The 23,516-nt window shown below is 34.6% G+C and carries 25 protein-coding genes; 5 read left to right on the forward strand and 20 right to left on the reverse strand.

Translation table 11 applies throughout. From position 1 onward, the window contains the following. Nucleotides 1–245: 245 nt before the first annotated feature. The gene (locus ASF10_RS22110) at nucleotides 246–1,364 is read left to right on the forward strand and encodes a PepSY-associated TM helix domain-containing protein (protein ID WP_056254363.1); all 1,119 of its coding nucleotides are present in this window, start codon (nucleotides 246–248) and stop codon (nucleotides 1,362–1,364) included. 96 nt (nucleotides 1,365–1,460) lie between these two features. Here ASF10_RS22110 and ASF10_RS22115 read toward each other — a convergent pair whose 3' ends face one another. The 5 genes from ASF10_RS22115 to ASF10_RS22135 all read right to left on the reverse strand — a co-directional run bounded on the left by ASF10_RS22115 (nucleotide 1,461) and on the right by ASF10_RS22135 (nucleotide 6,797). Continuing rightward, on the reverse strand, nucleotides 1,461–1,895 hold the full coding sequence (locus ASF10_RS22115; RefSeq protein ID WP_056254366.1) for a carboxymuconolactone decarboxylase family protein: 435 nt from the start codon (nucleotides 1,893–1,895) through the stop codon (nucleotides 1,461–1,463). 182 nt (nucleotides 1,896–2,077) lie between these two features. Next, complete coding sequence (locus ASF10_RS22120; protein ID WP_056254369.1) at nucleotides 2,078–3,538, reverse strand: PLP-dependent aminotransferase family protein; 1,461 nt, start codon at nucleotides 3,536–3,538, stop codon at nucleotides 2,078–2,080. 150 nt (nucleotides 3,539–3,688) lie between these two features. Beyond that, a complete protein-coding gene (locus ASF10_RS22125) occupies nucleotides 3,689–4,903 on the reverse strand; it encodes an MFS transporter (RefSeq protein ID WP_056254370.1) in 1,215 nt (404 codons plus the stop codon). A 59-nt stretch (nucleotides 4,904–4,962) separates the two neighbouring features. Then, complete coding sequence (locus ASF10_RS22130) at nucleotides 4,963–5,544, reverse strand: TetR/AcrR family transcriptional regulator (RefSeq protein WP_056254373.1); 582 nt, start codon at nucleotides 5,542–5,544, stop codon at nucleotides 4,963–4,965. A gap of 257 nt (nucleotides 5,545–5,801) precedes the next feature. Continuing rightward, complete coding sequence (locus ASF10_RS22135) at nucleotides 5,802–6,797, reverse strand: hypothetical protein (RefSeq protein WP_056254377.1); 996 nt, start codon at nucleotides 6,795–6,797, stop codon at nucleotides 5,802–5,804. 93 nt (nucleotides 6,798–6,890) lie between these two features. Here ASF10_RS22135 and ASF10_RS22140 point away from each other — a divergent pair, with 93 nt between their 5' ends. From ASF10_RS22140 to ASF10_RS22150, 3 genes are all read left to right on the forward strand, one after another. Further along, nucleotides 6,891–7,730: an AraC family transcriptional regulator gene (locus ASF10_RS22140; protein ID WP_056254380.1), complete on the forward strand. Its 840-nt coding sequence runs from the start codon at nucleotides 6,891–6,893 to the stop codon at nucleotides 7,728–7,730. 198 nt (nucleotides 7,731–7,928) lie between these two features. Beyond that, a complete protein-coding gene (locus ASF10_RS22145) occupies nucleotides 7,929–8,333 on the forward strand; it encodes a DoxX family protein (protein WP_056254382.1) in 405 nt (134 codons plus the stop codon). Between the two features lie 92 nt (nucleotides 8,334–8,425). Beyond that, nucleotides 8,426–9,229, forward strand: a complete 804-nt coding sequence (locus tag ASF10_RS22150) for a DUF1223 domain-containing protein (RefSeq protein ID WP_082472491.1) — start codon at nucleotides 8,426–8,428, stop codon at nucleotides 9,227–9,229. 179 nt (nucleotides 9,230–9,408) lie between these two features. Here the strand turns inward: ASF10_RS22150 and ASF10_RS22155 are convergent, their stop codons facing one another. The 13 genes from ASF10_RS22155 to ASF10_RS22215 form a co-directional block, all read right to left on the reverse strand. Next, nucleotides 9,409–10,176 (reverse strand): LytR/AlgR family response regulator transcription factor, encoded by a 768-nt coding sequence (locus ASF10_RS22155; protein ID WP_056254387.1) that lies wholly within the window; start codon nucleotides 10,174–10,176, stop codon nucleotides 9,409–9,411. Beyond that, the gene (locus ASF10_RS22160) at nucleotides 10,157–11,173 is read right to left on the reverse strand and encodes a sensor histidine kinase (RefSeq protein ID WP_056254390.1); all 1,017 of its coding nucleotides are present in this window, start codon (nucleotides 11,171–11,173) and stop codon (nucleotides 10,157–10,159) included. Before ASF10_RS22160 ends, ASF10_RS22155 begins: the two co-directional genes overlap by 20 nt. A 518-nt stretch (nucleotides 11,174–11,691) precedes the next feature. Beyond that, nucleotides 11,692–12,102 (reverse strand): organic hydroperoxide resistance protein, encoded by a 411-nt coding sequence (locus ASF10_RS22165; RefSeq protein WP_056254393.1) that lies wholly within the window; start codon nucleotides 12,100–12,102, stop codon nucleotides 11,692–11,694. Between the two features lie 398 nt (nucleotides 12,103–12,500). After that, the gene (locus ASF10_RS22170; protein WP_056254395.1) at nucleotides 12,501–13,523 is read right to left on the reverse strand and encodes an alpha/beta fold hydrolase; all 1,023 of its coding nucleotides are present in this window, start codon (nucleotides 13,521–13,523) and stop codon (nucleotides 12,501–12,503) included. Nucleotides 13,524–13,658: 135 nt separating this feature from the next. Beyond that, a complete protein-coding gene (locus ASF10_RS22175) occupies nucleotides 13,659–14,060 on the reverse strand; it encodes a cupin domain-containing protein (protein ID WP_056254399.1) in 402 nt (133 codons plus the stop codon). A gap of 250 nt (nucleotides 14,061–14,310) precedes the next feature. After that, the gene (locus ASF10_RS22180) at nucleotides 14,311–15,612 is read right to left on the reverse strand and encodes an epoxide hydrolase family protein (RefSeq protein WP_056254401.1); all 1,302 of its coding nucleotides are present in this window, start codon (nucleotides 15,610–15,612) and stop codon (nucleotides 14,311–14,313) included. Between the two features lie 570 nt (nucleotides 15,613–16,182). Continuing rightward, nucleotides 16,183–17,268: an NAD(P)H-dependent flavin oxidoreductase gene (locus ASF10_RS22185; RefSeq protein ID WP_056254403.1), complete on the reverse strand. Its 1,086-nt coding sequence runs from the start codon at nucleotides 17,266–17,268 to the stop codon at nucleotides 16,183–16,185. Between the two features lie 19 nt (nucleotides 17,269–17,287). Further along, nucleotides 17,288–17,737, reverse strand: coding sequence for a nuclear transport factor 2 family protein (locus ASF10_RS22190; RefSeq protein WP_056254405.1), 450 nt, complete (start codon nucleotides 17,735–17,737; stop codon nucleotides 17,288–17,290). 4 nt (nucleotides 17,738–17,741) lie between these two features. Next, a complete protein-coding gene (locus ASF10_RS22195; RefSeq protein WP_056254408.1) occupies nucleotides 17,742–18,473 on the reverse strand; it encodes an SDR family NAD(P)-dependent oxidoreductase in 732 nt (243 codons plus the stop codon). Nucleotides 18,474–18,478: 5 nt separating this feature from the next. Beyond that, nucleotides 18,479–18,697: a tautomerase family protein gene (locus ASF10_RS22200; protein WP_042564553.1), complete on the reverse strand. Its 219-nt coding sequence runs from the start codon at nucleotides 18,695–18,697 to the stop codon at nucleotides 18,479–18,481. Between the two features lie 3 nt (nucleotides 18,698–18,700). Next, nucleotides 18,701–19,255 carry a YceI family protein gene (locus tag ASF10_RS22205; protein WP_056254409.1) on the reverse strand — a complete coding sequence of 185 codons (555 nt, stop codon included), beginning with the start codon at nucleotides 19,253–19,255 and terminating at the stop codon, nucleotides 18,701–18,703. A 572-nt stretch (nucleotides 19,256–19,827) separates the two neighbouring features. After that, nucleotides 19,828–20,397 (reverse strand): Crp/Fnr family transcriptional regulator, encoded by a 570-nt coding sequence (locus ASF10_RS22210; protein ID WP_056254412.1) that lies wholly within the window; start codon nucleotides 20,395–20,397, stop codon nucleotides 19,828–19,830. Between the two features lie 455 nt (nucleotides 20,398–20,852). Next, nucleotides 20,853–21,596, reverse strand: a complete 744-nt coding sequence (locus ASF10_RS22215; RefSeq protein ID WP_056254415.1) for an SDR family oxidoreductase — start codon at nucleotides 21,594–21,596, stop codon at nucleotides 20,853–20,855. Nucleotides 21,597–21,847: 251 nt separating this feature from the next. Between ASF10_RS22215 and ASF10_RS22220 the strand changes: the two genes are divergently transcribed. Beyond that, complete coding sequence (locus ASF10_RS22220) at nucleotides 21,848–22,189, forward strand: winged helix-turn-helix transcriptional regulator (protein WP_056254860.1); 342 nt, start codon at nucleotides 21,848–21,850, stop codon at nucleotides 22,187–22,189. 93 nt (nucleotides 22,190–22,282) lie between these two features. On the opposite strand, the gene ASF10_RS22225 is transcribed toward ASF10_RS22220, so the two are convergent. Further along, complete coding sequence (locus ASF10_RS22225; protein ID WP_056254419.1) at nucleotides 22,283–22,771, reverse strand: MarR family winged helix-turn-helix transcriptional regulator; 489 nt, start codon at nucleotides 22,769–22,771, stop codon at nucleotides 22,283–22,285. A gap of 2 nt (nucleotides 22,772–22,773) precedes the next feature. Continuing rightward, nucleotides 22,774–23,265, reverse strand: a complete 492-nt coding sequence (locus ASF10_RS22230; RefSeq protein ID WP_056254422.1) for a GNAT family N-acetyltransferase — start codon at nucleotides 23,263–23,265, stop codon at nucleotides 22,774–22,776. Between the last annotated feature and the right edge of the window lie 251 nt (nucleotides 23,266–23,516).

Raw genomic sequence — 23,516 nt, forward strand, 5'->3', positions numbered from 1 at the left:
ATTAATCAGAAATATAATATATTAACATCTGCCCGATTTTCGATTAAAAACAATTTTCAATTATTCTAAAGTTTTAAAAAGATATTTTATTAAACACATTGTATACTTAGTCTAAATAAGCATAAATTTGCTGCAGAATTTTAGTAACTCTATTATAAGATTGACAAAATCTTTGCTGAATCTATATATTAGCTGTAATAATCGACATTTTACAACTTATAAAAGATTTAAAAAATGGCACATTTATGAAGAAAGGATTTAAAAAAAATATTGGATTTTTACACTTATGGCTTGGTCTGGGCTCAGGTTTAATCGTTTTTATAGCGGCATTAACCGGAAGTATATTAGTATTCGAAAAAGAAATCGATAAAGCCATAAATCCTGAATATTATAATGTAACCACGATTGGCACGACAAAAAAAACAATCGACTATTGCACAGATATACTTCAAAAACAATACTCGATAAAAAAGATTACCAGAATCTATACTTATAATGATCCTGCACGAACTATGCAGATTCTGGGAAAAGATGCTGATAAAAAAGCACAATTTTTTTCTATCGACCCCTACACAGGAAAAGTTCTGGCAACAACGCCTCAGGAAAGCAGATTTTTTGTGGTAGTATTATCCATACACAGACAATTGTTAATGGGCGATTTTGGTGAAATTATCACAGGAAGTTCTTGTCTCATCTTTGCCTTTATGCTCATTTCCGGTATTGTTTTGTGGTGGCCAAAAAAGATGAAAAACCTAAAACAAAGATTAACCGTTAAATGGAGTGCATCTTTTAAAAGAGTTAACTGGGATTTCCATTCCACTTTTGGTTTTTACAGCTTCTTTATTTTGTTGCTCATTTCCCTAACCGGATTATCATTTGCCTTTAGCTGGTTTCAGGATGGTGTTTACTTTCTTGCTGACGGAACCACTAAAAAACCATCTGCAAAAGTAGAAAACCCAACCAAAACAGATCCTAAATTAAATCATACTGCGTTTTATCAAAGCATTTATAATACAGCAGACAGCATTTTTCCGTACAAAGGAAATATCCAGATCAGAATGCCGATTGATACCATCAATAGTATTTTAGTATTAAAGGAATACTCTGAAAAAACAATTCCAAATCAATCCAGCGCAGCTTATTTTGATAAATATACAGCTAAGGAAATTGAGGCAAGACCTTATGAATCTTTTTCTAACGGAGACAAAATAAGACGTCTGAATTATCCGGTTCATACCGGAAGTATTTACGGTTTACCAACCAAGATTATCGCGTTTTTAGTCTCTCTTTTTGCCCTAACCTTACCTATTACAGGTTTGTTAATCTGGTTAGGAAAAAAGAAAAAGCAAAAAAGCAAGAGCTGATTTTTCTCTTTCAATTATTGAATAGCAAATAAAAAAGGATTTAAAATATGTTGATATTTTAAATCCTTTTTTATTATTTTATTCGTGTCTTTAAATTTAAACCGGCATTAAGTTCGTAGAAATACCAATTCTGTTCCAGGCATTAATCGTAATAATGGCTAAAATTACCTGTGCCAGATATTTTTCATCCAGAACCTTTGCAGCTGCTTCATAAGTTTCATCTTTTACATGATTGCTAATCAAAGTAACTTCTTCCGTCAAAGCCAGTATTGCTCTTTCTTCTTCAGTAAAAAACGGAGTATCACGCCATGCACTCAAAGCATAAATACGTTGTTCTGTTTCTCCGGCATTACGCGCTTCTTTGGTATGCATATCAATACAAAAAGCACAGCCGTTTATTTGCGAAGCTCTAATTTTTATTAACTCTTTATGTGTTCTCGTAAGCGATGAGTTTTCAATAAATTTCTCCAGTCCAAGAATAGCATTATATCCTTCCGGCTCTGTTTTATTAATATGAATCCTTGTTTTCATGTTTGTAAAGTTTATGTAATTATTATTTCATTTTTCTTTACAACAAAATTAGAACAACAAACTGGATGCAAAATATACCAATTTTAAAATAAAGACCAGCCCAGATTCTACATTCTAAATTGCTTGCTGATTTAATTTTAAAATCTATTTTAACCTTTTAGTAAATCGTTATTATTTAAAAATTACAAACTCTTTTTTAGAATCTCGAAAGCCTTCATTATTTCTTTTTCATCAATGGATGCAAAACCCAGTCTCATGCCATTTTTATCAAAAGATTCATTTTTATAAAAAAGTCCGTTATCGATAAAAAGTCCGTTTTTCAGTGCCTTTTCAGACATTTTTACTAAATCGATACTTTTATCAAAAGCAGCCCAAACTGCCAGTCCGCCTTCGGGTATTTCAAACTCGATTTTATCATTAAAGTCAGATTGAAGAATATCGCAAAAAAGATTTCTTCTGTGTTTGTAGATTTTTAATGATTTCCGAAAATGCCTTTCCATCTCGCCATTATTAAACAATATAGAAAAAGCATCTTCAAGAAGCGTATCGCCCTGTTTGTCGATTAATTCTCTTAAAGAAGCCGCCGCAGTAATAAATGCAGGCGGTCCGGACATAAACCCAATCCGTAAAGCCGGCGCAAAAGTCTTGGAAATTGAACCAATATAAATCACATTGTGATTGTGATCAATACTCGCCAAAGGCAAATATGGTTTGTTTTCATAATGAAAATCAAAATCATAATCGTCTTCAATAATAGCAAAACGATGTTTTTTTGCCAGACCAAACAACTTTAGCCTGCGGTCCATACTAAGTGTTACGGTTGTGGGGAAATGATGATGCGGAATTATATACAATGCTTTAATGACTTGCTTTTGCAGGATATTTTCCAGATGATCGATATCCATTCCGTTTTCATCAACCGGAATACGAACCAGTTTTGCACCACAATGTTTGAAAGTATCATCGGCATAACCATAATTTGAAACTCCCACAGCAACAACGTCTCCCCTGTTAAGAAGCAATTGAGCAGCAAGATAAATCCCCATTTGGCTGCCTTTAGAAATCAGGATATTTTCAGAAGAAGCGATCAGTCCTCTTGTATTTGCCAGATAGTTTGATATAGAAATCCGAAGATGCTCTGATCCTTTTGAATTGCCATATTTCAGGAAGTTTTTCCCGTAGAATTTTCTCGATAAACTTCTGTATTCTCTCATTAACTGATCTACAGGCGCCAGACGAACATCCGGAAAACCATCATCTATCCTGAGACCTGTTTTTTGTAAGTTTGTGCTTAAGGTTTTATCCTTAAAATTATTAGTCCAAATAAAAGATTCCTGCCCATTTACCACTTTTTGGGTTTCTGGAATTATGGTTTTAGAAATAACAGGTAATCTTGAAAGTACAAAAACACTTTTGCGTTCTACAGACTCAGCCCAACCCTGACTAATCAATTCTTCATAAGCCAGTTTTACAGTATTTCTGTTTATACCAATAAGTTCTGCCAGAATCCGGGAACTTGGCAACACGTCCGAAGGCTGAAGCATACCACTGGTAATCAGGGTAACAAAATTATTACAAACCTGAATATAAATATTCACGGACGAACTTCGATCAATCTGAATTAAGGATTTATATGGCAACATCTGGGCTGTAGTTTTTATAAAAATTGACAAACAAAGATAACCCAAAAAACAAAGGTGCTTTTGAAAAAAAAGTAGTAATTCAAAAAGTTTTTTCGAAACAAACTGGTATTGTTTTTATTTGAATCGTAATGAAAATTCAGAATTTAAACTTTAAGATTTAATTGTATTTACAGCAAGATTTTGTGTTCTGTATCTGTTAAAAATCATGAAAACTACAACTACAATTAAGATTAGTGAAATGTTTGCAAATCCTAATAACAACTGGCTTTTTACGGCATATAAATTTACAAAACCGTAGCTAAATAATGAACTCAGCATGTAAGTTCCTCCGCCTGTAAGTCCGCTTGCTACACCGGCATTTTTAGAAAAACGACTTAGACAATAACCATAAATATTATTGAAGATAAAACCACCACAAAGATTGATTCCCATAGTAAAACCTATTAAAGTATAAATATTACTGGTTATCGAAGCCGTAGAAATCATGAATAATACCAAGATAACTTGTACCGTAACAGCAATTGTAACTTTGTTTGCAAGTGGCTTGTGAATAAGTGACTTGGCAATAATTCCACCCATCATAACCGCTAAACCGGACAATAAAGAACTGTAACCTGTTGTAATTGCTGAATATCCCAATACGCGTTCTACAATAAACGGACTCGATAAACTATAAACGACAACAAGGCCAAAACAAATTGCAAGAATCAAAACTCCCAAAGTAAAATCACCAGATCGTAACATTCCGGAATACGTTTGTGCAATGGCTTTTAATTTAAAAGGATGAAAATATTTTAACGATTCTCCGCTATATAAAAGTTCCAAAACCAGAAAAAGCAATGATAATCCGCCAAGGAAATAAAAGTTGGATCTCCACCCAAAACTATGTTCTAAATATCCGCCAAGAAATGGCGCCATAATAGGCGCGCAAGCCCAAATAATCGAAAATAAACTGATATAACTTTTCAGTTTTTCGCCAGAATAAAGGTCGACAAAATAAGCTCGTTTGGCAATGACAATAAAGGCAATGGCGATTCCCTGAATGATTCGCATGGTATAAATAACATAAAGATCAGGCACTAAAGCAATCACAAAACTGGTTGCAGAAAACACGGCAAGCGAAGCAATACTGATTTTAAAACGTCCGAAACTGTCTAATATACTGCCAATAAAAATCTGGCTTACACCCAGACTAAACATAAAAAAGACAAGCGAAAGCTGAATTGCTCCGGCTGAAACATGCAGATCTTTTGCCATGGCAGGAAGCGAAGGCAAATAAATATCTGTCGCAAATCCGGATAACGGAATAAGGGAAAAGGCTAATAAGGTGCTGAAGCCCTTATGATTTTCTTGTAAATTTCTCATTTTTTTAAATTAATTAATATTAAATTAGACCGATCGGTCTAAAAAAGTTCAAAAAAAAACTATTGCAAATAGCTTTCGAATTCATTCCTGATACTGTCCAGAATAATTTTCATCTGGTCGTCATTGCCTAAAATTTTTCTGCATAAAATAGCGCCTTCAATCATAGCAAATACTTTAATGCTAAAATGTTCCGGATTGATTTCTGACGATAATTCTTTACTTTCTATTCCTTCCTGAACAATAGTAAAAAATCTATTTTGGGCAGAGCGAATGGCTTTTTTTACCTGCTCTTTCATAACCGGATTTGTATCGTCAGCTTCGGCTCCAAAATTCAAGATAGGACAACCATCTTCTGTATTGATATGGTTGGCATAAACATTCAATAAATTAGAAAGTTTTTCTTTGGCTGATTTTCCTTCTGCCACAGCTGTATTTAATTTTGCCGATAATTGAGATCTTAAATAAAGAAATGATTCTTTGCAAATCTCTTCCTTGTTTTCAAAGTTCCCATAAATACCGCCTTTTGCCAGTTTTGTAGCTTCCATAATATCGCTCAATGAAGTTCCCGCCATTCCCTTTTTGTTGATTATAGGAGCAGATGCTTCAATAATAAATTGTCTGGTTCTTTCTGCTTTACTCATCGCTTTTTATTTGAGGGAACAAATTTAGACCGTTCGGTCTTTATTTGCAAATATTTTAACTTTTATTTTAATTATAAGGGAGTTATGCGTTTTTTGTTTTGAAGAAAATTGCCCGCGGATTGTACGGATTAAGTGGGTTGACGCGGGTTTATTTTTTTTGTTAGTTTTTGAAATTATTCTCTTTTGATTCTCATTTACGACAAACCTGCCAGGTTTTTAAAACCTGTCAGGTTTAGTACGTGAAATTAGAAATCCTTTTACTTCGGGAAATAATTCCCTTTCCATAACAATTTTACAGATCCTATTGCAACTCCTAAAACAACAATATTCATGATACAGAATATAATTATTGCTACTATTGAAACGGTAAAATTTGGAGTTTTTAAAGCAAAAATAGAAAGTCCCTGAGATAATGTAGCGATCCCAAACGTATATGCCCAATATCCCGGTGCAAAAGCTTGTTCTTTAAGCCATTTTAAGGCAAAAGTTATCGCCACAAAAACAAATAATGCATATCCCATTAAACCGTAAACAATTGGAATACTTATATTATTACCACACAAAACCTGATACGCAACAAATAAAATAACTGCCGGCGCCATATAAATCCCCATGAAGTTTCTGGTTTTTGCGCCAAGTCCGCCAACCGTTAATTGTTGGGTAATTACGGAATCCATAATGAGCCAGGAAATTGTTCCAATACCAAGAAGTACATATCCGTAATTGGTATATCCCAATAATCCTGCTGCAAGGGCATTTACTAAAATACTCGCCGTAAAAGTCAAAAATAATGATGGTGTAGTTTGTTCTGCCTGACGTTCCTGTGTCCATAAACCGGAAAGTTTATAAGCGCCATAAACAAGATTTAAAACAGAACCTATCCAAAACAAAGAAATAGCAATTGACTCACTGTAAACATGAATTGCAAGTGCCATTAATATTACAGATTCAGGAAGTAAAGCCAGAAACGACGATTGTACTGGATCTTTGAACTCGGCTATAGCTAAATTTCTATGCTGAATCCATTTGTTGCAATACAGCAATAACCACCAGAAAAAAGATAGTACTGCCAATCCTTCAAGAACTTCGCCAACATAAGATGGTAAATTCCATAAAGAAGTGGCGTTTCTCCAGGCGTTTCCAGTTTCGGCTAATCCCAATGTCATTGCAAAAAATGATGCCGGAGCAATTGGCAATGTAATCTTTTTTTTTTGAATCTCTTGCTGTACGATTTTGTGTTCTATTTTGTCCATTATTAAAATATTTGATTTAACTTTGAGCAAAATTATACTGATTTATCCAAAATTAAATTGTAATATCATTCGTTAATTTAGTAATATCATGTTATGACAAAAAACAATATATACCTGCCTTACGAAGTTGTTTTTAAGGAAATAAACGAATCTCTTCATACCGAAGTGGGCAATAATTTCTTCGAATTGCTTTATATTGTTTCGGGAACTGGAGTTCAGACGATCAATGAAAACCGATTGTCATATCAACCGGGACATCTTTTTTTGATTACGCCTCAGGATTCGCATTCCTTAGAAATCAAGAGTCCAACTATTATTTTTCAGTTGCGATTTACAGACATTTATATTAAAAATGGTCCTTTTACTTCTAACAATCTTTATAAACTAGAATATATACTACAACATGCTCATCATCAGCCTGGTTGTATCTTAAAAAGAATTACGGACAAAAATCTGGTGCATCCGGTTATAGAAGCGATCAGGCATGAATATTATAATCCTACTTTATACAATACAGAACTTATTCAGCTATTAATCAACACCTTGATTGTGATTATTGCACGAAATATTTCTGAATATCTTCCGGAAAACATCAACAAACAATCTGATGCAAAAGCAAATACGCTTCTTGAGTATATTCAGACTCATATTTATGAACCCGAAAAATTGAGCGTTACGGTTATGAGCGAGAAATTTGGAATTTCTGAAACATATCTGGGAAGGTATTTTAAAAAACAAGCGAACGAAACTTTACAGGATTATATTTCGAAATACCGAATAAAGCTGGCAGAAAACCGACTTCTTTATAGTGATTTGCGCGTAGGCGAAATTGCAAATGAATTGGGTTTTAATGATGAAAGTCACCTCAATAAAATATTCAAAAAACACAGAGGCACAACTCCATCTGCTTTTAGAAAAAATAAGGTCAATTAATATACTTTAAATCGCACATCTTAATCTGATTAAGAATCCCTATTTCTAAATTACCTTTAATACAAACCTTCAAAATTAAATCAACTTACAGATTGTCTGTTTCAACTTTTAAATCGTCCGTTTCAGCATAATTTCAATTTTAAATTGAGGACTTATGGCGCAAATTTGCCTTATAAATCAACTTAAAAAATAGAAATCATGAGTACAAAAACGACAAAAATTATTTACTGGACAGGAATCGTATTAACTTCTTTATGGTTTGGTGCCAGCGGCTTTTTTGAGCTAACCACAAACCCAATTGTTTGGGGAATTACACAACAATTAGGTTATCCGGAACATTTTATTTATTTGCTTGGCATAATGAAAGTTGCGGGAGTAATCACTTTATTAATTCCGAACAAATTGCTACGATTGAAAGAATGGGTATTTGCAGGAGTATTTTTTGATATCATTTTCGCTTTCTTTTCGAAACTTGCTGTTCTGGGTTTTCCAGCAACTATAGATGCCATTATTGCTTTTATAATGGTAAGTGTAACTTATATCATGTTTAGAAAATTATATACCGCGACTTACAGCACAATAGATTACAATACGTTACTCTAAAACAAACAATTATTGAACAAAAAAAATGCTTAAGGTTTTTTCTTAGGCATTTTTTCTACTGCAATAATCAATACAATTTAAAATATAACACAATGAAAAATACACTTTTAATAGCCGCAATACTATCTCTTTCCGGACTATTTTCTCTTAACTGTTTCATGTTTCCGGACAGTTACGAAGAACTAACCGGAAAATTAAAATCAGAAAAAATTAAAGTCGAAACTACTAATACTAACGGATTTGCAGTTGTAGAACTTTTTACGTCTGAAGGATGTTCGAGCTGTCCTCCTGCCGATGAAATAATGGCGAAAATACAGCGCGAAACCAAAGATCAAAACATTTATTTCCTGGCATATCACGTAGATTATTGGGATCGTTTGGGCTGGAAAGATCAATTTAGTTCAAACCAGTTTACGGTTCGCCAGCAACAATATCAAAACTGGCTGAATCTTTATGTAATTTATACACCGCAATTTATCATAAACGGAACTACCGAATTTGCAGGTTATAATGAAACAGGTCTTTCTAAAAAAATTGCTGATGCCCTGACCATAAAACCAAATTCGAATCTGGAACTTACAGCAAAAACTGATGATACAGATTCCATAAACATTCATTTTAAAGCAAATGAGATTCAGAAAAACACGAATTTGTTTATTGCGGCGGTTCAAAAAGAAGCGACTTCGAAAGTTGTACGTGGCGAAAATAAAGGAAATACTTTGCATCACGTTCAGATTGTGAGACAGCTTAAAAGTTTTGCTTTAAATGAAAAGGAGGGAAATATTGCAATTAAAAAACCTGCAGATTTCAATACAAAAGACTGGGAATTAATTGGTTTTCTACAAAATACTTCGACTGGAAAAATTTCTGCTACAGCAAAAGTTCCTTTGATATAAAATTACCCACAGATTATACTGATTTAAACCCATATTCACTGGTTATTGTTTGTAATAATCAGTGTTTTTTTATGCCACAGATTTCACAGATTAAACGGATTCTTTTTTTGAATTATTTTGATTTTAAATTTAAAAAAATCTTTTTAATCTGTAAAATCTGTGGCATTATAAATTTTAATTTATCTATTCTCTAACCAACTCAAGAACGCAGTAGCTTTATCTTTACCAACCAATAATTTCTCTTCGGTTGGAATGGTTAATTTGATGATTAGTTTTCGGGAGAAATAATGTTCAGCTTCCCTGATTGCTGAAAAGTTAACCAGATATTGTCGGTTCATTCTAAAGAATTGAGTTGGCGATAAAAGCTTATGTACTTCATCAAGGGATTGCGTGATTTGATATTCGACCTTATCGAAAGTCATAATCGTTGGCGTTTCATTTTTGATGTAAAAAAAGGCAATATTCTCTGTTAGAATTGTTTGGTATTTGTTATTCTTAAAAACAAGAAAGCTGCTTTTCCCTTTATTTTCACCAGTTCTGGTTAACAAATACTCGAAATCTGGCATTGCTTTTTTATTCCTTTGAAAGAAATTCTTTAATTCACCTGCTTTTTTAATGGCCTGCGCGATACTTTCTCTCGAAAATGGTTTTAGTACATAATCGATTCCGTTAGATTTAAATGCTTCAATTGCATAATCATCAAAAGCGGTACAGAAAATTACTGGCGATAAAACTTCAACATTTTTAAAAATCTCAAAGCACAAACCATCAGCAAGTTGAATGTCCATAAAAATAAGATCAGGCTGATCATTCTCTGACAAATAACTCACAGCGCCGTCTATACTCTGGATATACGACAAAATTTGAGCATCTGGTCTGATACTCAAAATAAGCTGACCAAGTGCTTTGGCGGTTTTTACTTCATCTTCAATTATTACGATAGTCATAAATCATGGGTATTTTTACTTTAAAAATAGTTTCGTTTTTCTCGATTTCAATTTCTTTGTGAATCAAATGCGAAAAGCGCTGATTGATATTATCCAGTCCAGCTCCGGTAGACAATACACCTCTTTTTAGTTGGATTTGATTTTCGATTACTAAAAAATCTCCTTCGGTATATAATTTAATGTGCAAAGGTTTATCAAGCGAAACTACATTGTGTTTGATGCAGTTTTCGATTAGTAATTGCAATGTAAATGGCGGAACAGCAGAATCATACTGTCTTTGATCGACTTGATTTTCTAAAACAAATCCGTCTTCAAAACGGGCTTTTAAGAGATAAACATAAGAATTCAGGATTTGAAGTTCTTCTCGAAGCTGAATCAAATCCATTTTTCTGCTTTCGAGCGTAAAACGATAAAAATCAGATAATTTCAAAATAAAATCAGAACTCTGAGGATCCTGAATATCAACCATCGATTTTAAGGTATTCAAACTATTAAACAAAAAATGCGGATTAACCTGCTGTTTTAAAAGTTCATATTGTGCACCCAGATTTACGGCTTTTGTACGTTCAAGTTCTACGCCCATTTGTTGGGTTTGGTAGTTTTGAAAAAGCAAATGTAGGAACATATACACAATCAGATTGATTAAAACTCCGCGTAATTCGAACATTATTGGAGCATCCATTTTTGATATTTGAAAAAGTTCCTGATGTCCAATTACCAAAATTACCATAACCAAAATCCCCATTATTACACTCAGTAAAAGTTTCCAGTTGAATAAACTTGTATTGGTGCGCTGTGAAGAGAATTTAGGCAAACTGTACATATTGTAATACCATATAAAAATGGAAAACAACAAAGTGATCGAAGCGTTTATTATAATGTCTCCAAAAGTAGAATCGCCATCAAATAATTTGGGTATCGAAGCAAGAATTGCCAGTGCTATAGAACTTCCCCATATTACTTTTGAGGAAACCTGAAAGCGTTTTACTTTATCCATATTGTATGTTTTTTTTAATCTTGCTTTGGTAAAGATAGAATATTTTAGAAGTATTTTATATCGAAAAAAATAAAGTCTACTTTAAAAAAAAGCAATTATTTCTGTCTTATTTTTATTAATTAATCACTTTATATAAGACATTCAAAATCATTGATTTTATGATATTAATGTTATATTTTTCTATATCATGTCAGTTTTTAATAATACCTTAATTTTTAAATTTGATTTGGGCATTTTTCTGGTTGCAAATAGCGCAACAATGTCAAATAATTCAGAATGAACATTTTTTGAAGGATTATTTAGAACTAAATAAGCATTTTATTCATTATAAATTTATAAAATATAAAGCATTTAAAATTTTGATTATTTTAATATTATATATACTTATCTAAATAATTACTAGAACAGTATAAAATATTTAATTTTGAAGAAAAAATACTTTTGAATGGTAATTATACTGTGAAAAGCATTAACATAAAAAAACCTCTTCGACTGAAGAGGCTTTCTGTTTTTTGTGTTTACGCGATGTTTATAATCACATTAATATTTCCTCTTGTAGCTTTAGAATAAGGACAAGTTTGATGTGCTATATCTGTAATTTGTTTTGCAACTTCAGGGTCGATTCCTGGTAAACTAACGTTAAGGCGCGCTTGTAGTGAATACTCTCCATCGGTTGCACATAAATCTACTTCGGCATCTACAGCGGTTTCTGCGGGAAGTTTAATTGCTAATTTAGAAGCTGCGATTCCCATTGCGCCAATAAAACAAGCTGACCATCCGGCTGCAAAAAGTTGTTCCGGATTTGTTCCCGGACGTGATGTTCCCGGCGAACTTAGTTTAATATTTAATTGATCGTCTGAACTTTGAGATGCTCCTTCTCTACCACCTGTTGTGTGTGTTTTTCCTGTGTATAATACTTTTGTTTCCATGATTTTTAATTTTAGATTTTAGACTTAAGATTTTAGATTATTTGAAAATTTGAATGATTTTATGATTTAACCGCAAAACTTTGTGTCGCTTTGTGTATCCCGATAGCTATCGGGATTGTGTTCTCTGTGGTAAATTTTACCGCAAAGCGCGCAAAGGTTTTTTAATTTTAAGGGGTTTATAAAAACGCTAAGAGCGCAAAGCTTTGTGCGACTTTGTGTAATCTTTGTGTTCTCTGTGGTGAATTTTACCGCAAAGCGCGCAAAGGTTTTTTAATTTTAAGGGTTTTATAAAAACGCTAAGAGCGCAAAGCTTTGTGCGACTTTGTGTGCTTTAAAAATAAACCTTAGCGAACTTTGCGTAAATCCTTGCGTTCTTTGCGGTTAAACTTTTTTTTTACTTAAATTTTAGTAACATCAATTATCGCCTGAGCAAATGCTTTTGGATCTTCTTGCGGAACGTTGTGTCCAATTCCTTTTAAGATTCTGTGTTCGTATTTGCCGGTAAATTTATTGGCGTATGCTTTTCCGTCTATGTTGGCGCCATCAAAATCGCTTCCTATTGTGATTGTTGGAACTTTGATTGCTGGACGTTCTGCTAGTTTCTTTTCTAAATTATCGTATTTAGATTCTCCCGGTTCCAGAGATTGACGCCATCTGTAATTGTGAATTACGATTGCTACGTGATCCGGATTATTAAATGATTGTGCCGTTTGATCGTAGGTTGCTTTATCGAAATTCCATAGCGGAGAAGCTATTTTCCAGATCAGTTTATTAAACTCATAGGTATTTTGGCTGTAGCCTAATTTTCCTCTTTCGGTAGCAAAATAATACTGATACCACCATCCTAATTCGGCTTGAGGAGGCAACGGTTTTAAATTCGCTTCAAGATTTACTACCAGATAACCACTTACAGAAACCAATCCGTTTAGGCGTTCTGGCCAAAGTGCCGCCATAACAACCGCTGTTCTTGCTCCCCAATCGAATCCGCCAATAGTGGCTTTATCGATTTTAAGTGCATCCATAAAAGCAATAATATCACTTGCCAAAGCTGCTTGTTGTCCGTTTCTAAAAGTCTCTTTAGAAAGAAAAGTCGTAGTTCCTGATCCTCTTAAATAAGGCGTAAGAACTCTGTATCCTTTTGCCACTAAAATAGGCACTACTTCATTATATGCGTGAATGTCGTAAGGCCATCCGTGAAGCAAAATTACCGGAGTTCCTGTTGAAGATCCTGCTTCTGTGTAACCCACATTCAATAATCCGGCGTTTATTTGTTTTAATGTTCCCAGCGAACTTGCCGTTGTAAGTTGTTTTTCTGATTGCGCATTTACCAATGTCATCGCAAAAAACAAAGCAGCTATTAAAACCTTTTTAGAAGTAATTCTATTTACAAAACTACTTTTATCTTTTTGTATTGTTTTCATAATTATATTTTTAATATTTGATTATTAGTTAATTTCTTCGTCAAAAATATCCTGATAACAATCCTTATACAATCAGAAAATAGTTGAAACGGACGAAGTAAAACCTGAAACGGACAAACCTAAACCTGAGATTTTTTATTTTTTCATTACTAAAATTGGTTTTCCTTTTTCGACGATATAAGTTGCCAATTCAGAAGCTTTTGCATTTGTATGATTATTTGCCGAATGAAATTTTCCTGCCGGAATAAACAGTACTTCTCCCGCTTTTAACGTCACAGGAGTTTCGTTTTCAATTTGATATTCCAGTGAACCTTCTATTACATAAATAATTTCTTCTCCCGGATGTGCGTGTTTGCCAAATGAAGTATGAGCATCAAAATCAATTCGGGCCTGAACCATTTCTTTTCCCGGAATACTTAAATCATGTTTTTGTAAATCGGTACGTTTTACTCCGCTTTTTTGCGCCTGAGCATTCGATGGCGCGAATAATGCAATAAGTCCTAAGATCATCATTGCGTATATTTTATTTGTTTTCATTTTGTTTGTTTTTTAGATTGTGTGTTCTCGCAGATTGAGCAGATTTTATTTTTAAATCTTTATAATTCTTTGCTTTGATTTAAACACATAGAAACATAGTTTTACTGAATCAAAAAAGGGACTTTCACTTTAAATAGTATCGCATAGTTGGACTATGTTTAAAAATCTTGATTTTTTTAGAAAGAACTTTATGTAAATTATAAAGTCTTTGTTTCTATGTGTTTAAATAAATCTACACACCGATTTATAGTTATTTTCTCAAAGACTTAAACGCTGCGCGAAGTTCTTCTGTAAAAAGTTGTGGTTCCTCCCAAGAAGCAAAATGTCCACCTTTTGAAACTTCATTAAAATAGATCAGGTTTTTATAACTTTTCTCTGTCCAGCTTTTTGGTGCCTGATAAATTTCTCCAGGGAAAACAGTTACTGCCACCGGAATTTTTATATCGTTTGTTTTTTGTTCCACCACATTAAAGTTGTTCGTATTATTCTCCCAATACAATTGTGCCGATGAGTTGGCAGTATTTGTTAACCAATACAAAGTGATATCGTCTAACATTTCGTCTTTTGTAAGTGATTTTTCTGCATTTCCGCCGCTATACGTCCACTCGTTGAATTTATCTAAGAAAAAAGAAGCCAATCCCACCGGAGAATCTGTAAGTCCGTATCCTAAAGTCTGAGGGCGCGTTACCATCATTCCCGCATAACCACCACCTCTGGTATATAATTTATTAAGAGATACAAAAGCCGCTTTTTCTTTAACCGACAATCCTGCAGGAGCCGGATCTCCATCTTTTAAAGCTTTGGCAATATCAGCAGGAACTGTTGCAGGCATGTTTACGTGAATTCCCAATAATCCTTGCGGAGCCTGACGCGCCATCGCATCTGCAATTACAGAACCCCAATCGCCTCCTTGAGATACATAATTTTTATATCCTAAACGTTTCATTAAAACATCCCACGCATTTCCAATTTTTTCTGGTCCCCAACCTGTTCCTGTTGGCTTTTCCGAAAAACCATAACCTGGCATCGACGGAATTACAAGATCAAAAGCGTCTTCGGCTTTTCCGCCATAAGCTGTAGGATCTGTTAACGGACCAATTACTTTTATAAGTTCAAAGAATGATCCCGGCCAACCATGCGTAATTATTAATGGTAGTGCGTTTTTATGTTTTGATTTAATTTGAATAAACTGAATGTCTAATCCGTCGATATTGGTTACAAATTGAGGTAACGCATTTAGTTTTGCCTCGGTTTTACGCCAGTCATAAATAGTTCCCCAATATTGTACAAGGTTTTGAATTTGCTGTAATTTAACTCCTTGCGACTGATCTGTAACGGTTTCTTTATCCGGCCATCTTGTAGCGTTTACACGAGTTCGAAGATCCGTTAACGCTTCTTGCGAAATGCTAATATGATACGGACGAATTGCTTCGGCTTCATTAGTTGCTTTTGCCTGATTTTTTTGTGCGAATCCTGTTGCTGCGATCAGCATAAATATTCCTGTTGCAATGGCAGTCAGAAAGCTGTTTTTGTTTTTTAGAATTGTTTCCATTTTGATTATAAATTTTGTTATTGTGATTAATTTCTTTGTCAAAAGTATCTCGATAACAAGCGATTTAAAATCAGTAAATAGTCTAAACGGACGAAGTTGAACCCGAAACGGACATTGTGAAAGTTGAAAGTTTTAAAAACGATTTTAAAGTACTATTGTCATTTCGACGAAGGAGAAATCACACGAGAAGCTCTTGTTGCTACATCGCTAATCTTTGTCGAATTGCTTGTGTGATCTCTCCTTCGTCGAGATAACAAACTGTGACTAGATCACGTTTCTCAAAGTTTTATACCAAATAACCACAATCATTGTCATTTCGACGGAGGAGAAATCTTCATTAGAAGCTCGACAAAGATCGAATCATCGTTACGGAGTTACTTGCGAAGATTTCTCCTCCGTCGAAATGACAAACTTTGAGTTAAACTTTGGAAAAACTATGCGGTAATATTTCAAAGTGAAACGCCTTTTCAACGTTTCAAAATTCTATGTTTCTATGTGTTTAAAAAACTAACGCATAAAAAAAGCCCAATCTATAAAAATCAGGCTTTCGTCAATATTTATTAAATTAGATTATCCCTTCAAATCATCAAAATAAGCATTCGTTTCTTCTATAAGAGAATGCATCAATTCTTTGGCTTTGGTATGTTTTAAGATGGGAGCAATTTGTCCGCTCCAAAATAAAATCATGTCCCATTTTTGCTGGTCAAGAGCAGCTTTTCGCAACGGTGAAATAAGAGTAGTCTGTAACGGAAACGGAAGAACATTTTCTTCTTTCCCTGCAATTTCTTTGGCTACCCGGCTTGTTAAACCACGACCTAAACGTCCTGTATAAGCACGCGATAAAGTCGTGTATTTTGCTGCATCTGAGAATAACATTTCTCTATGAATGGGTAATGCATTCGATTCGTCGCAGGCTAAAAATGCTGTTCCTATTTGAGCGGCACTTGCTCCTAGAGCCAATGCTGCTGCAACGCCTTTTCCGTTGGCAATTCCACCCGCAGCGATAATTGGCGTTTTTACTTTTTCGCGAATGAGTTGTAGTAATACAAAAGTTCCGGTTAGCGATGATTCGGCGGAAGCCAAAAACGAAGGTCGATGTCCGCCTGCTTCAAAACCTGAGGCAATAATCATATCTACTCCCGCTGCTTCCAGAAAAAGAGCTTCGTCTAAAGTTGTGGCAGCACCAACGGTTGCGATTCCGGATCTTCGGCATTGCTCTAAAACATCGGCCGAAGGAACGCCAAACATAAAGCTGAATACTTTTGGTTTTACATCTAAAATTACCTCCAATTGATTTTCAAATCTGGATTGAAATGACGCTGCTTTTTCCGGTAACGGAATCCCCACTTCATCAAAATAAGGTTTAAATATTGCTGTTGTTTTGTGATACTCTTCATCTGATAAACCAGATGGCGAAATATCATGATCTGAAACCCAAAGATTGATGTTATACGGTTTATTGGTTGCCGCTTTTAATTGTTTGTCTGCCTCAAAAATTTCTTGGGGAGACATGGTATATGCGCCGTATCCGCCAAGTCCGCCAGCGTTTGATACCGCAGCAGTTAATTCTACCGTTGATAAATTACCGCCAAATGGTCCTTGCATAATCGGATACTCAATCCCTAATAATGCTGTAGCTTTTGTATTGTACCACATCTTTTTTTCAATTTAAAGTTTATTGGCTTACATCCGTCAACATTTTATTGACGATAAACCATTTTCCGTTAATCTTATGGAAAGATAAAAAATCCCGATAATTAAAGTCGTACATTTTAACATTAATTTCGGCTGTAGCTATTGAATTTACTACATTAATCTTCAGAATTTCTCCTTTAAAGGGTTTTCCTGAATCTTTAGGACTCTGTCTGTTTTTTACGCCATCAAGATAAAGATCTACGGTTTTAAAATATGGCTGTCCTTTTATATCTCCAAAAAGTAAAGCGCTTTCATGAAAAATACTTCCCAATAGTATTTCGTCTCCTTCGTAAATTCCTTTAAAATAATAATTTTCTAATGCATCAGTAATTGCTGATACGTCGGCCTGATTTTCCATTTTAGTATTATTTTGAGCTTTTATGCCCTGAAAAGTACAGAGCATAAAAGCAATTAATAAAATAGTTTTCATTTAATTATAAGTTGTGTCCTGCACCTTTACCGCCATCAACATTAATGATTGCACCGGTAATAAAACTGCTTCTTGCAACGGTATACACCATTTCGGCAACATCATCGACTTCTCCTACTCTGTTTACCAAATGCAATCCCGCACTTTGATCTGATTTGTCTCCATGCATTGGCGTACGAATAACACCCGGCGCAACGGTATTGATACGAATATTTTGTTTACCAAATTCGGCTGCTAACTGAATTGTTAAGGCATGAATAGCACCTTTGCTTGACACAGGAGCCGAAGCCGGCCAACCGCCTAAACCGTGATTTACCAAAGGTGTTCCGATATTAATCACCACTCCGTCTTGCTGTTTCAACATTTGCGGAATAACCGATTGTGTTGTAAAATAAGTTCCTTTTAAGTTTGTGGTCAGGAATTTATCCAAATATGCTTCATCTACTTCCAAAAATGGTTTACTGTCGAAGATTCCCGCATTATTGACCAATACATCTACCGAACCAAATTTTTCTAAAGCAATTTTTACCAATTCTTCTCCCGTTTGTTTCTTGCTCACATCTCCGGCAAACATTGCCAGATTATCACCTGCCCCAAACTCGTTATAAGCACTTTCTAATGCTGATGGTGTTAATGAATTAATCACCACATTATCGCCTCTGTCTAAGAAGTATTTGGCGATTCCTTTTCCGATTCCGGAAGCTGCTCCGGTAACGATTATTGTTTGTTTTTTCATGATATTTATTTTTTATCGGCTGTGATGCCTTTTTCTCTTAATACAGATACTTGTTCTCCTGCGTAACCCCAATCGTCTAATTCGATTTCCTGAATGACAACGTGGGTCAAATGCGGATCTTTGTTTAATACATCGGTAATTAAATTGGTGATTCCGCTTATTAATTCTTGTTTTTGCTCGCGGGTAACGCCTTCGCGAGTCAATTCGATTTTTACGTAAGGCATGGCTTAGTTTTTAGATTGTGCTGTAAATGCTGCTTCGGCTGTGATAGTAAAATCTAAGTCGAAGTCGTTGTAGATTAAGGTATCACCCAAATCTTTGAAGAAGTTTCCTGAACGAAATCTGATATCGTATTTGGTACGATCTATAACCAATTTACCTGAAAGCGAAAGTGTGTTTCTAGTACTTTCTACCTCTGTTTCAAAACCTGTAACGTGTGTGATATCTTTTATAGTAAGATTTCCTTCAAGATAATATCTTCCGTTCGAAATTTCTTTTACAGAAAGAATCTCAAAGTTTGCCGTTGGAAATTTCTCGATAGAGAAAAAATCATCCGAAGCCAAATGTCCTGCAAATTGTGCATTTGTATCCGAATCTGTAACGTCCAGGATTTTTATCGAGGCTGTATTGATCACAATATTACCGCCATTTATTATTCCGTCATTCAAAATAAAATGACCTTCTTTGATACCAATTGTACCATTATGTGCTCCGGTAACTTTTCTACCAGTCCAATCGATGTTGCTGTTTGCGCTTACGATATTAAAATTTGTTGTTTCCATTTTTATTGTATTTAAAAGTACAGTACAAAGGAACGGCGAGTATGAAAATTGGTTACGTGATGTAGATCACAATCTTTTTTTGAGGTGCAAAGGTTATGAGGTTCAGAGGTGCAAAGGTTTTTTCTCATTTTTGTCATCTCGACGAAGGAGAGATCACACAAGTGATTCTACAAAGATTGGCGATTATAGATTGCGGAGTTTCTGGTGTGATCTCTCCTTCGTCGAGATGACAAGATTGTGGGAAACTAAAAAAAATAAAATTCATATAACTCGACAAAGATTGGACTTTTTCTCATTTTTGTCATCCTGAGCGAAGTCGAAGGACACGTAAGTAGCTCGACAAAGATTGGCAATTATAGATTGCGGAGTTTCTGGTGTGATCTCTCCTTCGTCGAGATGACAAACTACTTGGTAAACTTGAAGTAAAATAAAAATACCTCGACAGAGATTAGCGATTATAGATTGCGGAGTTACTTGCGCGTCCTTCGACTTCGCTCAGGATGACAAACTACGTGGGAAATCACAAATTAAAAAATCATTTTAATCCTTGTAATCTGTGGCAAAAAAAACTTTTATGAGTTAAGACGACTCAGAGTTTCTCTTGAAACTCCCAGATATGCGGCGATTAAATGTTTGGGAACTAAATTATAAAGCTGTGGATATAATGCCAATAATTCTTCGTACCGAATTTTGACATTGTTATTCATAAACGATAAAAGGCGCTTTTGAGAAGCAATATATCCTTTATTGGTTCTCCAACGGAAGAAATGTTCTACCTGATGAAACTCGTTGCACAATTTTTCGCGATCGCTGCTAGAAAGGCAAAGTAATTCGACATCTGTAATGCAATCAATGTTTATTGTTGCCTTGGTTTGGTTGTATAATGCATCGTAATCTGATGTCCACCAGGTTGGCATTGCAAACTGAAGGATGTACATTTTGATCTCGTCATTGATAAAAAAAGCCTTTAAACAGCCTGAAATTACAAAATACTCACAATCGACTTTGTCTCCTGAACTAATAATCGTTTGTCCTTTCTTGAAAGTCAGAGGTTTGAAATGCGAAAAGAAATAATCGAATTGCTCGTCTGTTAACGAAGCAGTTTTGGCGATGTGCTGTTGCAGGATTTCTTTTGAGGACATTTTTTTCTTTTGAGGTTCAAAGGTTCAGAGTGACAAAGGTACAAAGGATTTTCTTTTTTAAGGTTTAAAGGTGCAGAGGTTCAAAGGATTTCTTTAAAGCTACTAAGGTTCTGAAGTCTTCCCTTTTTAATTTCAACAGGAATCGTAGAGACGCACAGCAGTGCGTCTTCTGGTAAGGTCTAAATAATCTCGAAAAACTTCTAAGGCGTCTGCCATTTCTTATGAAAGCGGGTTTCTAGCCCTGATTGCAGTGGAAATCCTTTTTATTTTTTTCTTTAAAAAATAAAAAGATTGAAGCGGAAAGCAGGAAATAGCTCCTAAAAATTTAAATTCTTGTTTTTATACTGATAGTTCTGGACTAAGTTTCTTTTATAAAACTGTTGCATTTTATATATAAAAAAGACGCACTGTTTGTGCGTCTTTAGGATAGAATCTTCAACTTTAAAAGCGTTTTTTTATGCCAGAACCATTCCGCCATCCATAATAAAATCAGCTCCGGTAATGAATTTTGAGTTGTCACTACTTAGGTAAGCGACCATTTTAGCGACATCTTCTGAAGTTCCCATTTGTTTTAACGGAATTTTATCGACCACAACATCCATAATGGTTTTAATGGTGTCTTTATCTAATCCAACTTTGTTCATAACCTCCGTTTCTGTTGGACCAGGACTAACGGAATTTACTCTGATTTTTCTTGGTGCCAATTCCAGAGCCGCCGATTTCATAACTGAATTAAGGGCTGTTTTGCTGGAAGAATAAATGGATGATCCCGGACCTGGCATACTGGCGGTGTTAGAGGAAAGAAATACGACAGATGCGTTATCTTTTAGAATTGGAATGAATCGGCTTAAAGTGAAATAAGCGCCTTTGAAGTTTACATTTATAATACTGTCGAATAATGTTTCTGTGGCTTGTTCGATGTTCCCTAATCCGGCAATTCCGGCGTTGATAAAAAGGATATCGACTGAACCAAAATCTTGTTTTACTTTTGATGCCAGATTTTCGATAGCCGTAATACTCGACTGATCGGCAACAATTGCATGAACGCCCAATTCTACAGCCGCTTTATCGATTGCTTCTTTACGTCTTCCGGTGATAATAACTGTTGCGCCTTGTGCTTTTAATTGTTTGGCTGTTGCGTATCCTATACCGCTATTTCCGCCTGTGATAACCGCAACTTTATTTTTTAAATTGTCCATTTTTTATATTTTAAAATTAATGGGACAAAGTTAAATGCGAAAATATATTGCTTTTTTAATGGTATCACGGAGTATACCTAAATGATTTTTTCACCATATAAGTTATATAAGTTCATTTAAACAGGAACGCTTTTAAAGCAACTTCTTATAATAATTATATGGTTTAAAAAACAGTCAAATTCATGCTATCTTATACTATCTTATATCATTTATATGGTGAAAAAATTTTATCTTGGTCTAAATTTTTTGTTATGGAAAGAAATCAAAAAGAAGAAGTTCAGGCGCTTCAGGACACTTTATATGTTTTGGGAGGAAAATGGAAGTTGCCTATTATAAATTCTATCTGTAACGGAAATCATCGCTTTAAGGAAATTCAGCAAAGTATTCCAGGAATTACTTCAAGAATGCTTTCGAAGGAATTGAAAGATATGGAACTTAATAATTTGGTAAAAAGAACGGAAGATCGCGATGCAGAAATACCTATACTTTATGAATCTACTCCTTATTGTCAATCCTTTGGACCAATTATTTCTGAAATGATCAATTGGGGAATCGCACACAGAAAACATATTAAAAACAGGATTGAGAAATAAAATTCTAATTTTTTATCCCGAAGTTTCAGGACCAAATTCCAATCGAGAAGCCCTTCGACTTCGCTCAGGGTGACAAAAGTAAAAAATCAGAAGTTACTCGTTTTGCTCCTCACTTTTCAACTGTAAAGCTCTTTGTAAAAAGCTTTGATGTATTAATTTGTTTTCGGCTTCGTTAATGGCTTGAAGCAGATTGTTTTGATTGTCGGCTATATCTTTAAGAACGCTGGACATTACATCCCAAACGGGTTTCATTTTCAGGATTAATTCCTGACCTTTTGGTGTAAGCGAAATCAATCTTTTGCGTTCGTCTACTTTGTCTTTTTTAGAACGAATTAATTTTTGTTTTTCGAGTTCTTTGAGTAAACTAATAGTTGACGGATGGGTATAACCTATTTCGTTTGCAATTTCTACAACACTCAAAACCTCTTTATGATGCAGGGTATAAACTACAGGAAACCATTTGGGCTCAAAGTCGATTCCGTATGATTTATAAAATAATGCGCCATCTTTTCGCAATTGTTCGCTAAGGCGCTGCAATCGTGTTGAAATGGCTAAAATCCCTGATTCATCAATTATATTCATCGTTACTTTTTTAGTTTTAAATGACAAAAAACATTGTCGGCACTCATAATGGGAAATGTATTTGGAAGCGATTCTTTCTCGATTCTGATGAAATGATTTCTTTCATAAAAACGCAAAGCAGCTTCTAATACTGTTATGGTTCCCAAATATAAATCATCGATTTGATTTTCGTTGCAATATTCCAGTAAAGTGTCTAATAATTTCTGTGCAATCGAAAATTCTTTTCCGCGAAATTCTTTCTTTACGAACATTTTTCTGATGGCTGCTTCAGTATCGCTAAATTTTATCAAAGCAATTGTGCCAACTAATTCATCATTTATAAATGCGCCCCAAAAGTGACCTCCTCCAGTATAATAGAAGTTTTTTATATCTAATAAATCCGGTTGGTCTTCGATCGTGATCGCAACATTAAACTCATTTTGCTGGATGTTTAAAATAAGATCTACGATTTCGTTAGAGTATTTATTTTCGATTGGAATAATTTGTGGTTTCATGTTTTTATAGTTTTACATACAAAACTACGTAGTTAAATACATAAATAAAAATATTTCATTAAAAAATGTTTATTTTTTTAAGGAGGTAATCCCGCTCTCGAAGCCCCGATAGAAGTGGAAGTCATTTTTATAATAATATTTTTCATCCAATTTGTCATCCTGAGCGAAGTCGAAGGACATATAAGTACCTCGACAGAGATTATAACTACGTTGCAGAGTTACTTGTGAAGATTTCACCTTCGTCTTGACAG

This window comes from Flavobacterium sp. Leaf82, assembly GCF_001422725.1.
Classification (GTDB): Bacteria; Bacteroidota; Bacteroidia; order Flavobacteriales; family Flavobacteriaceae; genus Flavobacterium.

What these genes read in the sequence shown, in the direction of transcription:
- ASF10_RS22115 (WP_056254366.1), bottom strand. Translation starts at nt 1,895, where the DNA reads ATGAAAACAAGGATTCATATTAATAAAACAGAGCCGGAAGGATATAAT.
- ASF10_RS22190 (WP_056254405.1), bottom strand. Translation starts at nt 17,737, where the DNA reads ATGAAAACTATTTTATTAATTGCTTTTATGCTCTGTACTTTTCAGGGC.
- ASF10_RS22205 (WP_056254409.1), bottom strand. Translation starts at nt 19,255, where the DNA reads ATGGAAACAACAAATTTTAATATCGTAAGCGCAAACAGCAACATCGAT.
- ASF10_RS22175 (WP_056254399.1), bottom strand. Translation starts at nt 14,060, where the DNA reads ATGAAAACAAATAAAATATACGCAATGATGATCTTAGGACTTATTGCA.
- ASF10_RS22120 (WP_056254369.1), bottom strand. Translation starts at nt 3,538, where the DNA reads ATGTTGCCATATAAATCCTTAATTCAGATTGATCGAAGTTCGTCCGTG.
- ASF10_RS22135 (WP_056254377.1), bottom strand. Translation starts at nt 6,797, where the DNA reads ATGGACAAAATAGAACACAAAATCGTACAGCAAGAGATTCAAAAAAAA.
- ASF10_RS22145 (WP_056254382.1), top strand. Translation starts at nt 7,929, where the DNA reads ATGAGTACAAAAACGACAAAAATTATTTACTGGACAGGAATCGTATTA.
- ASF10_RS22160 (WP_056254390.1), bottom strand. Translation starts at nt 11,173, where the DNA reads ATGGATAAAGTAAAACGCTTTCAGGTTTCCTCAAAAGTAATATGGGGA.
- ASF10_RS22210 (WP_056254412.1), bottom strand. Translation starts at nt 20,397, where the DNA reads ATGTCCTCAAAAGAAATCCTGCAACAGCACATCGCCAAAACTGCTTCG.
- ASF10_RS22215 (WP_056254415.1), bottom strand. Translation starts at nt 21,596, where the DNA reads ATGGACAATTTAAAAAATAAAGTTGCGGTTATCACAGGCGGAAATAGC.
- ASF10_RS22140 (WP_056254380.1), top strand. Translation starts at nt 6,891, where the DNA reads ATGACAAAAAACAATATATACCTGCCTTACGAAGTTGTTTTTAAGGAA.
- ASF10_RS22185 (WP_056254403.1), bottom strand. Translation starts at nt 17,268, where the DNA reads ATGTGGTACAATACAAAAGCTACAGCATTATTAGGGATTGAGTATCCG.
- ASF10_RS22150 (WP_082472491.1), top strand. Translation starts at nt 8,426, where the DNA reads ATGAAAAATACACTTTTAATAGCCGCAATACTATCTCTTTCCGGACTA.
- ASF10_RS22195 (WP_056254408.1), bottom strand. Translation starts at nt 18,473, where the DNA reads ATGAAAAAACAAACAATAATCGTTACCGGAGCAGCTTCCGGAATCGGA.
- ASF10_RS22170 (WP_056254395.1), bottom strand. Translation starts at nt 13,523, where the DNA reads ATGAAAACAATACAAAAAGATAAAAGTAGTTTTGTAAATAGAATTACT.
- ASF10_RS22125 (WP_056254370.1), bottom strand. Translation starts at nt 4,903, where the DNA reads ATGAGAAATTTACAAGAAAATCATAAGGGCTTCAGCACCTTATTAGCC.
- ASF10_RS22110 (WP_056254363.1), top strand. Translation starts at nt 246, where the DNA reads ATGAAGAAAGGATTTAAAAAAAATATTGGATTTTTACACTTATGGCTT.
- ASF10_RS22200 (WP_042564553.1), bottom strand. Translation starts at nt 18,697, where the DNA reads ATGCCTTACGTAAAAATCGAATTGACTCGCGAAGGCGTTACCCGCGAG.
- ASF10_RS22155 (WP_056254387.1), bottom strand. Translation starts at nt 10,176, where the DNA reads ATGACTATCGTAATAATTGAAGATGAAGTAAAAACCGCCAAAGCACTT.
- ASF10_RS22130 (WP_056254373.1), bottom strand. Translation starts at nt 5,544, where the DNA reads ATGAGTAAAGCAGAAAGAACCAGACAATTTATTATTGAAGCATCTGCT.
- ASF10_RS22220 (WP_056254860.1), top strand. Translation starts at nt 21,848, where the DNA reads ATGGAAAGAAATCAAAAAGAAGAAGTTCAGGCGCTTCAGGACACTTTA.
- ASF10_RS22180 (WP_056254401.1), bottom strand. Translation starts at nt 15,612, where the DNA reads ATGGAAACAATTCTAAAAAACAAAAACAGCTTTCTGACTGCCATTGCA.
- ASF10_RS22165 (WP_056254393.1), bottom strand. Translation starts at nt 12,102, where the DNA reads ATGGAAACAAAAGTATTATACACAGGAAAAACACACACAACAGGTGGT.
- ASF10_RS22225 (WP_056254419.1), bottom strand. Translation starts at nt 22,771, where the DNA reads ATGAATATAATTGATGAATCAGGGATTTTAGCCATTTCAACACGATTG.
- ASF10_RS22230 (WP_056254422.1), bottom strand. Translation starts at nt 23,265, where the DNA reads ATGAAACCACAAATTATTCCAATCGAAAATAAATACTCTAACGAAATC.